A 9,711-nucleotide genomic window follows, 5' to 3' on the forward strand; every position below is an offset into this window, starting at 1 on the left:
ATCGGGGGGTTGTGTGAACGGACTCACCACGGCACAGGTGGCGGCGGCGAAGACCAACGACGTGCCACGGCGATCGAGCAGGTCGCTCGGCGCGATCGTCAGATCGAACGTCTTCACGCTCTTCAACCTGGTCATCGGCGTGCTCTGGGCACTCGTGATGATCTTCGGCGAGTGGCAGGACGGCCTGTTCGGCCTGGTCATCGTGGCCAACGCGTTGATCGGCATCATCCAGGAGCTGCGCGCCAAGCGCACCCTGGACAAGCTGGCCGTCATCAACGAGGCGCCCGTCCGCGTCCGCCGCGACGGCCGCGAGCAGGAGATCCAGCCGCACAAGGTGGTCCTCGGCGACCTGATCATGCTCGGCCCCGGCGACCGCCTGCTGGTCGACGGCGAGGTCGCCGAGTCCGACGGGCTGGAGATCGACGAGTCGCTGCTGACCGGTGAGGCCGACCCCGTGCACAAACACCCGGGCGACCAGGTGCTGTCGGGCAGCTTCGCCGTCGCGGGCTCGGGCGCGTTCGTCGCGACCAAGGTCGGCACCGACGCCTACGCCGTACGGCTGGCCGAGGAGGCCAGCAAGTTCCACCTGGCCCACTCCGAGCTGCGCGACGGCGTGGCCAACTTCATCAAATACATCACCTGGCTGGTCATCCCCATCGGCGCCCTGCTGATCTACAGCCAGCTGCGGCACAACACCGACTTCGGCACCGCCATCACCGGCGCGGTCGCCGGCATCGTCACCATGATCCCCGAGGGCCTGGTGCTGATGACCTCGATCGCCTTCGCCGTCGGCGTGGTACGGCTCGGCCAGCGCAAGTGCCTGGTCCAGGAACTGCCCGCGATCGAGGGCCTGGCCAGGGTCGACGTGCTGTGCCTGGACAAGACGGGCACGCTCACCGCGGGCGGGATGGACCTGGACGAGGTCATCCCGCTGGACGGCAGCCAGCCGGTCGGCGACGCGCTCGCCGCCCTGGCCAACGTGGACCCCCGGCCCAACGCCACCGCCCAGGCCATCCAGGCCGTCCATCCCGCCATGCCCGCCGGGTGGGCCGCGGTGTCGACGACGCCGTTCTCCTCGGCCCGCAAGTACAGCGGCGCCGATTTCGGTCCCCATGGCAACTGGGTCCTCGGCGCCCCCGACGTGCTGCTCGACCCCGGCACCCACGCCTACGACAAGGCCGCCTCCATCGCGGCCACCGGCACCCGCGTGCTCGTCCTGGGCCGCGAGAACGGCACCATCGCCCCCGCCGCCCTGGTGACGCTTCGCCAGCGGATCAGGCCCGACGCCCACGAAACCCTGCGCTACTTCGCCAAGCAGGGCGTCACGGTCAAGGTGATCTCCGGCGACAACCCCGAGGCGGTCTCCGCGATCGCCACCGGGCTGGAGATCCCCGGCGGAGACAAGGCGATCGACGCCCGCACGCTCCCCGAGGACGACCTGGACAAGCTCGGCGAGCTGCTCGACGCCAACACCGTCTTCGGCCGGGTGACCCCGCAGCAGAAGCGCCAGTTCGTCTCCGCCCTGCAGGCGCGCGGCCACACCGTGGCCATGACCGGCGACGGCGTCAACGACGTGCTGGCGCTCAAGGACGCCGACCTCGGCATCGCGATGGGCGCGGGCAGCCCCGCCACCAAGGCGGTCGCCCAGGTCGTGCTGCTCGACAACCGCTTCGCCACGCTGCCGCACGTCGTGGGCGAGGGACGGCGGGTGCTGGCCAACATCGAGCGGGTCTCCAACCTGTTCCTCACCAAGACGTTCTACGCCATCGTGCTGTCCCTGCTGACCGGCGTGCTCGGGTTCATGTTCCCGTTCGCACCTCGGCACTCCACCCTGGTCAACGCGCTGACCATCGGCATCCCCGCCTTCTTCCTGGCCTTGGCGCCCACGATGGAGCGCTCGAAGCCCGGATTCGTGCCACGGGTGCTGCGCTTCGCCGTACCTGCCGGTGTGATCTGCGCGGCGGCGGTGTTCCTGTCCTTCTGGGCCGCGGGGGGCCAGGTCGCGGACCGCACCTCGGCCGTGATCACGCTGTTCCTGACCACCTGGTGGGTGCTCGTGCTCATCGCCAGGCCGCTGACCTGGTTGCGAGTGGGGCTGGTCGCGGCCATGGCGGCGCTGTTCGCGATCGGGCTCGCGATCCCGTTCGTCAGGGAGTTCTTCGCACTCGAGCCGGGCGACGTCGGCAACGATCTGGTGGCCGTCGGGATCTCCGTGGTGGCGGCGATATGCATCAGCGCCGCGGTGAAGGTCACCGGTACCCTTAGAACATGACCGACCCGCAGATAGTGCTCACCGAGCGCGTCCAGCAAGCGCTGGCCAACGCGTTCGGCCCTGAGCACGCCGACGCAGATCCGCTGATCCGGCCCTCCCAGTTCGCCGACTTCCAGGCGAACGTCGCGATGAGCCTGGCCAAGCGCCTGCGACGTGCCCCGCGGGAGGTCGCAGCCGAGATCGCCGCGCAACTGTCGGACTTTCCCGGCACGGTCGAGGTCAGCGGGCCCGGCTTCCTGAACATCACGCTGGACGACTCGTGGATCGCCACCGAGGCGTCCCAGATGTTCGACGACCCGCGGAACGGCGTGGGCACCACCACGCCGCCGCAGACCGTGGTGGTCGACTACTCCGCGCCCAACGCGGCCAAGGAGATGCACGTCGGCCACCTGCGCACCACGATCGTCGGCGACTCGCTGGCGCGCCTGCTGGAGCACCTGGGCAACAACGTGATCCGGCAGAACCACCTGGGCGACTGGGGCACGCCGTTCGGCATGCTCATCGAGCACCTGCTCGACATCGGCGAGGACGCCGCCGTCGCCCAGCTCGAGGCCGGCATGGGCACCGAGTTCTACCAGGCGGCGCGCACCCAGTTCGACAGCGACGAGTCGTTCAAGACGCGCTCGCGGATGCGGGTGACCACGCTGCAGTCGGGCGACCCGGAGACCATGCGGCTCTGGCACGTGTTCATGGACGCGACGGTCCGCTACTTCAACAAGGTCTACACGATGCTCGGCGTCACGCTCACCGACGCCGACATCGCCGGCGAGAGCATGTACAACCCGATGCTCGAGCAGACCTGCGACGACCTGGAGTCCGCCGGGGTCGCGGTGATGAGCGAGGGCGCGCTGTGCGTGTTCCCGCCCGGCTTCACCGGCTCCGACGACAAGCCGCTGCCGCTCATCATCAGGAAGAGCGACGGCGGGTACGGCTACGCCTCGACGGACATGGCGGCGGTCCGCTACCGGGTCGACGACCTGAAGGCCGACCGGATCCTGTATGTCGTGGGCGCCGACCAGGCGCTGCACTTCCGGATGGTGTTCGCCGCGGCACGGCAGGCCGGCTGGCTGCCCGACACGGTCTCCGCCGAGCACGTGCAGATCGGCATGATGCTGGGCAAGGACGGGCGGCGCTTCAAGACCCGCTCCGGCGAGTCCGTCAAGTTGACCGACCTGCTCCAGGAGGCCGTCGACCGGGGCGCCGCCGCGATCGCCGACCGGGGCTACGACGAGGACGTCAGGGCCGAGATCGCGCACGCGGTCGGGATGGGCGCGGTGAAGTACGCCGACCTGTCGATCAGCCACGACAGCGAGTACGTCTTCGACTACGACCGCATGCTCGGCTTCACCGGCAACACCGGACCGTACATGCAGTACGCCACGGCCAGGATCCGCTCGATCTTCCGCAGGGGCGGCTACGACCCGGCCGCCGCGCGCGGGCCGATCGTCCTGGGCGAGCCCGCCGAGCGCGCGCTGGCCCTGCACCTGCTGGGCTTCGGCGCCGTGGTCGAGCAGGCGGCTCGCCTGGCCGAGCCGCACCGGCTGTGCGCTTACCTCTTCGAGGCGGCCAGCCTGTTCAGCACGTTCTACGAGGAATGCCCAGTGCTCAAGGCCGACCCGGACGTGCGCGAGCAGCGGCTGGTGCTCTGCGCGCTCACTCTCCGTGTTCTGGAGACCGGTCTCGACCTGCTGGGCGTGCCGGTACCCGAGCGTATGTAACCCTTCGGGGCGCGCCTCCCGCTGGTTGGCGCGCCCCCCGGCTAGGCTTTACGCGGTCATGAACTGAGGGGGGAGTTCTCTGCCTTGAGCACGGACCTGACCGCGAGCCCCCAAGCCGCGACGGAGCTGCGCCGATACGCCGAGGCGTTGCTCGCGCACCTGGCGGCCAACGGGACCGCGCCTCCCGCCGCTCCGGGCTTCCGTGACATACCCGGCTACTGGCTTCCGCCTGCCGTTGAAGCGCTGGTGACCATCCTGTCGGGCGAGGATCCGCTCGAGCCGCTCAGCCGGGCGGCCACCCGCGACCAGCAGAAGACCGCGCTCTTCCTGTGCCTGGCCCTGGCCGTGGCCGGCCACGGCAGCCGCATCCACGCCTCCTGGCTGGGCACGGCCTTCGGAGACCTCTCCTTGGTCCGGCCTGTCGCACACGGTCAGCGGTCGCTGTGGCTGGCCGCCGCTCGGGGGGCGTACGGCCCGGCCGGCAAGATCTTCGTGCTACGGAAACTGGACGCCCTCGCCGTACAGGAGCATGCGGACCCGAAGGAGTGGGTGCAGGCTCTGGCGCCCGGGGAGCCTTCCGTGGTGGTTCCCGCCTCGCTCGTGGACTTTCCGGAAATGGCGGAGATTCCGGAGCTGGCGCGTCCGGCGCAGGCCGCCGCGCGGCTGGCCCGGCTGCGGGCGCGGTGCGCGGAGATCACCTCGGCTCGGCAGGCGGAGCACGACTCGTCGACTCCGCTCACCAACAGCGCCGGCAGTCTCGTCACGACGTGGGCGGAGGACGAGCCGCTGGCCGTACTGCGCAGCCTGATCGGGTTGAGCGGGCCCGAGGGGCCGATGGCGTCGCTCAACTCGCACCTGCTCGACGACCTGCGGCCGGGCGCCGATCCGCACCTGGCGGCGATCGCGCTGCACGTGGCGGCGCCGATACTGCGCCGGGTCGCCGAGGAGCTGGAGGAGACCACCCGGACGGCACCGCCCACCTCGGTCACGGTGCCGCTGCTCGGGCACACGATCGCGCTACGGCCCGAGGGGCCCGACGCGCAGTCGCTCGCGGACGCCGAACGCACCATCGTCGCCGACGCGGTGCCGCCTCGCCGCGGTCCCTGGACGGCGTACACCCTGCTCGTGGTCGGGCTGTGCTGCTTCACCGCCGCACTCCTGTCGGCCGCCCTGTGGGCGGTGCCGGGGGTGCTGGTGTTCGGCCTGGCCGGATGGCTGCTGTGGCGCCGCCACCAGGCCGTCGAGTCGGACGCCCGCTACGTGGCGGCTCAGCTGGCGGAGCTCAAGGAGCTTGCGGACGGGGCGGTGTGGGCGCTGCACGACTACGCCCGCGAGGCGGACGGCCGCGCCAAGAAGGCCGCAGACGACGCCGCCGAACTAACCCGCCTAATCCGCCGCGGCCCCCGAGCCGCCAAGTAACCCACCCCCAGCGCTCTCCCCACCGACGCACGCCACTCTCACGCCCTACGCACCCGCCGACGCCGTGCCCCTCTCGCAACCTCGGGCCACTTCCGCCAACGCCGTGGACGTATCTGCCAGTGACGCTGTGACGCACTCGCAGCCTTCACGCTGCTCCCGCCACAGACGCCGCGGCGCCCTCGCGACCTCGGGCCGCTTCTACCGCCGACGCTGTGGCGCTCTCGCCACCCGCGCACTACTCCTGCCGCAGACGCCGTGCCCTCTCGCGGCCTCGGATCACTTCCGCCGCCGACGCTGTGGACGCGCCTGCCCCAGACGCCGTGACGCGCTCGCAGCCTTCACGCTGCTCCTACCCGCAGACGCCACGGCGCTCTCGCGACCTCGGGCCGCTTCCGCCGCCGACGCTGTGGCGCTCTCGCCACCCGCGCACTACTCCTGCCGCAGACGTCGTGACTCTCTCGCGGCCTTCGTGCTGCTCCTGCCGCTGGAGTCTTCGCGTCCTGCGGCTTTCGCGCTGCTCAGGAGATGCCGGTGCTCACCAGAGCAACGTCCCGGCCGACACCCTCGCTGCCTTGCGTCCGCCGTGCCGTACGAGCTCAGGCGAAACCTTCGCGCAGCGCCTTGCGCCCGCCCAACAGGTGCGGCGCAAGCGTTGCCCGATCAGCCGCTCCGCGCAGGCCGCAGCGCTCCTGCGGCCTCATCCCCCGCAGCCCGTGGGCTGCCGAAACCCCGCACGTGGCGGGTGTGGGCGGCTCCCCCGCGAGCCGCCTGTGGACCTACTCGCTGGTCTCGATCTCCACGTGCGCGGGCGCGAGCAGGAACACCCGGTCGGCGATCCGCTCGATACGGCCCTCGCATCCGTAGGCGAGCCCGGCCGCGAAGTCGACCATCCTGGTAGCCTCGGGCATCGGCATACCGGTGACGTCCATGATCACCGTCTGCCCCTCGCGGAAGTGCTGCCCGATCATCGGCGCGTCGTTGTACTTGAGCGGCTGCACCATCACGATTCGCGACGGCTCGACGGTGGACCGCCACCGCTTGGCCGCCCGCTCCGTCGCCGGCATGTACTCCTCTTCGTACTGCTCGTCGTCGTAGCCCTCGTCGTAGTGGTCGATCCCGCCCAGGCCAAGGTAGCTCACCACCTTGCGCACTGCCCCCATCGGCTTTGTCCTTTCCTCAGGAACTCACCGCAATCGGCACGTCCCTACACATTGGACGGTAACCGACGATTCCGTGTTCGCCATGCGACACGCCCATCACTTATTCCATTTTGTACGTCTAGCGTCCCGGTTTCGAGTGGATATCTCGCCGCCTATAGCATCCTGTCATGCGCCTGTTCACTGTGGACGCCTTCACGGACACTGCTTTCAAGGGAAATCCTGCCGCAGTCTGCCTGCTCGAGTCAGCTGTACCGGACGAGTGGATGCAGGCCGTGGCGGCGGAGATGAACCTGTCCGAGACAGCCTTCCTGCTGGGCGATTCGCTGCGCTGGTTCACGCCCAAGGTCGAGGTGTCGCTGTGCGGCCACGCGACGCTCGCCACAGCTCACGTGCTCTATTCGACCGGGGCCGACGGCGAGCTGAAATTCTCCACGGCCAGCGGAACGCTCACGGTGAATCGCCAGGCAGACGGCATGATCGCGATGGATTTCCCGGCCAAGGAAGTGACGCCCACCACAGTTCCTCCCGGCCTCGAAAAGGCCCTCGGAGTGACTCCGGTCACGGTCGGCAAGAGCAATCTCGACCTGCTCGTCGAGGTCGATTCCGAGGACACAGTACGCACTCTCACCCCAGACATCGAAGCACTCACATCAGTGGACGCGCGCGGAGTAATCATCACAGCCCGCGGCACTTCAGTGGATTTCGTATCTCGCTTCTTCGCCCCTCGAGTAGGAGTCCCAGAAGACCCGGTAACGGGCTCCTCCCACTGCGCCCTGACCCCCTACTGGTCCCACCGCCTAGGCCGCACCCACCTGACAGCCGCCCAACTCTCATCCCGCGGCGGCCTCATCCACGTCACCCACCGCGGCCCCCGCGTAACCCTCGCCGGCCACGCCACCACCATCCTCACCGCCACCCTCCACGCCTAACACGCCCCACCCCCGGACCGCCCGGCCCACCCTCCACGCCCCCACCCCCAGGCCGGCCGAACCCGCCGTCCACGCCTAGCGCGGCCTCAGCCCTGGACCGGCCGGACCCGCCTGGTGACCTTGCCCCTCCCGGCTCCGGCCGCGTCCACATAGCCTGGTCCCGGACCGCCCTGCCGTACACACCGAGCCGGGCGAAGTCCCTACCGGACCCCGACCGCGACCTCCTGCTCGTCACCCTGGTCCCGAGCCGCCCGGCATGGCACCGAGCCGGGCGAAGCCCCTGCCCGAGCCCGACTACGGCCTGCTGCTCGTCGCCCTGACCCCGGCCGCCCCGGGGTGCTAACCGAAGCGGGTGAAATCCCCGGCGGCCTGCCGGAGCCGCGACCTGCTGCTTGTTGCCCTTGGCCACGGCCGCCCCGGCGTATGCACCGAGCCAGGTGAAGTCCCTGCCGGAGCCCGACCTCGGCCTGCTGCTTCCCGCCCTGACCCCGGGCCGCTCCGGCGTACGCACTGACCCGGCTGAAGCCCTGCGCACCTCGGCTGCAGCCTCTTGCTTGTCGGTCTGGGACAGCAGCGCTACACCCAGGTCCGTCCGCGCGTCGCCAAGCAGCAGCGGGTCTCATCGATACAGCAGGCCCCCGATCCTGCCTGCCCTCTCCTCCGAGAGCTTCTCCCACCCAAATGGGCCACCCCCCAATATCCGCTCCGGCAAGCTCGCCAGCTGGGTGTCGTGCCCCGGGTATCCCGACCCACCGACCCACCGACCCACCGACCCACCGACCCACCGACCCACCGACCCACCGACGAGCAGACCACACCCACGAACGGCAGACGTGGATCCGGGACGTAGCCACAAGCCCCGGACGGGGATCCCGCACGCTACCCACGAACGCCAGACCGTGGACCCGCGCGCAACCCACAAACGCCGGAAGCGGATCCAACTCGCGGGAGAGGAACTTCCCGACCACGGCGGATACCCCCGCTACCGAGGCTGACCGCCCACCCGATCCACAGTGAGGCATTGTGTCCTGGCCTCCACGTGAGGCAGTGCCGGCGGCAGGCGATGCTTCGGCTGAGGCGAGCGCGAGCAACGAGCGCCCGCTCGCGGGATTGCCGGAGTCCCAACTGGGCTCGCGGAGTTGCTGCGTAGGGAAGGGGAAAGGCGGCGAGCGTCACGCTCGTCGGGTGCGGAGGCTCCACGTTGATTGTCAGAGACGTACGTGTCACGTGACGTTGATGGTCAGAGAAATGGCGTGTCACGTGCCCGTTCGAAACGCCGTCCCGAAGGCCGCAGGCCGGGAGCAACGAAGACGAGCCTGTAACGCGAGGGCTCCGGAAACGTGAAGGGGGCCACCTCACCGTAGACGACCCTCGGAAGAACTCAGCACGGCACCTCACCACCCGGGATGGCGCAGCCGAAACGCATGATGGGGTCGAGCACGCGAGGGGTCACTCCAACCACTGGCAGCACCCCTGAAGCGCGAAGGGGCCACCTACACCGTGGACGGCCCCGAAAAACACAGCAAGACACCCCGCCGCGGGGGATGGCCGGTCGAGGCACGCGAGGGGTTGCCCAAGCCCCTGACCGCACCTCTGAAACGCGAAGGGGCCCACCTACACCGCGGATGACCCAGGCAATCGCAGCAAGCCTCCCCGCTACCGGGGATGGCCGGTCGCAGCACGCGAGGAGATCACCACGGGCTTGGAGCAGCACCCCTAGAACACGAAAAGGGGCCACCCCGAGGTACGGGATAGCCCCTCTGGAACGCGAAAAGAGGTCAACCACACCGTGGACAGCCCCGCAAACCCAGAAAGGGACCACCCCAGCGTGCGGGATAGCTCCCCTGGAAACACGAAAAGGGCCACCCACACCCCGTGGATGACCCCTCGACACGCGGAAGGGGGCCGCCCCGACCTCGGGATGACCCCCGAAACGCGAAAAGGGCAACCCTGACCCCCGAGATGGCCCCCTGAAACGCGGGAAGAGAGGCCACCCCGACGCGTGGGAGAGCCCTGTAAACACGGAAAGGGGCCATCCACATCCGTGGACGACCCCCGAAACGCGGAAAGGCCCACCCCATACGGGGTGGGCCTTTCCAGTAATATTTGTGCGGCGGTGACCTACTCTCCCACACCCTCCCGAGTGCAGTACCATCGGCGCTGGGAAGCTTAACTTCCGGGTTCGGAATGTAACCGGGTGTTTCCTTCCCGCC

General features: G+C 69.5%; 5 protein-coding genes and 1 rRNA gene. 4 read left to right on the plus strand and 2 right to left on the minus strand.

The genetic code is table 11. The features are described from left to right. The first annotated feature begins 13 nt into the window (after positions 1 to 13). The 3 genes from ACIBHX_RS39240 to ACIBHX_RS39250 all read left to right on the plus strand — a co-directional run bounded on the left by ACIBHX_RS39240 (position 14) and on the right by ACIBHX_RS39250 (position 5,409). Positions 14 to 2,272 carry an HAD-IC family P-type ATPase gene (locus ACIBHX_RS39240; protein WP_397072528.1) on the plus strand — a complete coding sequence of 753 codons (2,259 nt, stop codon included), beginning with the start codon at positions 14 to 16 and terminating at the stop codon, positions 2,270 to 2,272. Further along, entirely contained in the window at positions 2,269 to 3,990 is a 1,722-nt protein-coding gene (gene argS, locus ACIBHX_RS39245) for an arginine--tRNA ligase (RefSeq protein WP_397072529.1), read from the plus strand. Before ACIBHX_RS39240 ends, argS begins: the two co-directional genes overlap by 4 nt. 84 nt (positions 3,991 to 4,074) lie before the next feature. Beyond that, positions 4,075 to 5,409 carry a hypothetical protein gene (locus ACIBHX_RS39250; protein ID WP_397072530.1) on the plus strand — a complete coding sequence of 445 codons (1,335 nt, stop codon included), beginning with the start codon at positions 4,075 to 4,077 and terminating at the stop codon, positions 5,407 to 5,409. A 776-nt stretch (positions 5,410 to 6,185) separates the two neighbouring features. Here ACIBHX_RS39250 and ACIBHX_RS39255 read toward each other — a convergent pair. Continuing rightward, positions 6,186 to 6,569 carry a cell division protein SepF gene (locus tag ACIBHX_RS39255; RefSeq protein ID WP_397072531.1) on the minus strand — a complete coding sequence of 128 codons (384 nt, stop codon included), beginning with the start codon at positions 6,567 to 6,569 and terminating at the stop codon, positions 6,186 to 6,188. A 167-nt stretch (positions 6,570 to 6,736) separates the two neighbouring features. Here ACIBHX_RS39255 and ACIBHX_RS39260 point away from each other — a divergent pair, with 167 nt between their 5' ends. Next, the gene (locus tag ACIBHX_RS39260) at positions 6,737 to 7,498 is read left to right on the plus strand and encodes a PhzF family phenazine biosynthesis protein (RefSeq protein WP_397072532.1); all 762 of its coding nucleotides are present in this window, start codon (positions 6,737 to 6,739) and stop codon (positions 7,496 to 7,498) included. Positions 7,499 to 9,606: 2,108 nt separating this feature from the next. On the opposite strand, the gene rrf is transcribed toward ACIBHX_RS39260, so the two are convergent. Continuing rightward, positions 9,607 to 9,711, minus strand: a 5S ribosomal RNA gene (gene rrf / locus ACIBHX_RS39265); the annotation flags it as partial.

The sequence above is a fragment of the Nonomuraea sp. NPDC050536 genome (assembly GCF_044457685.1).
Lineage (GTDB): Bacteria > Actinomycetota > Actinomycetes > Streptosporangiales > Streptosporangiaceae > Nonomuraea.

What these genes read in the sequence shown, in the direction of transcription:
- argS (WP_397072529.1), top strand. Translation starts at nt 2,269, where the DNA reads ATGACCGACCCGCAGATAGTGCTCACCGAGCGCGTCCAGCAAGCGCTG.
- ACIBHX_RS39255 (WP_397072531.1), bottom strand. Translation starts at nt 6,569, where the DNA reads ATGGGGGCAGTGCGCAAGGTGGTGAGCTACCTTGGCCTGGGCGGGATC.
- ACIBHX_RS39260 (WP_397072532.1), top strand. Translation starts at nt 6,737, where the DNA reads ATGCGCCTGTTCACTGTGGACGCCTTCACGGACACTGCTTTCAAGGGA.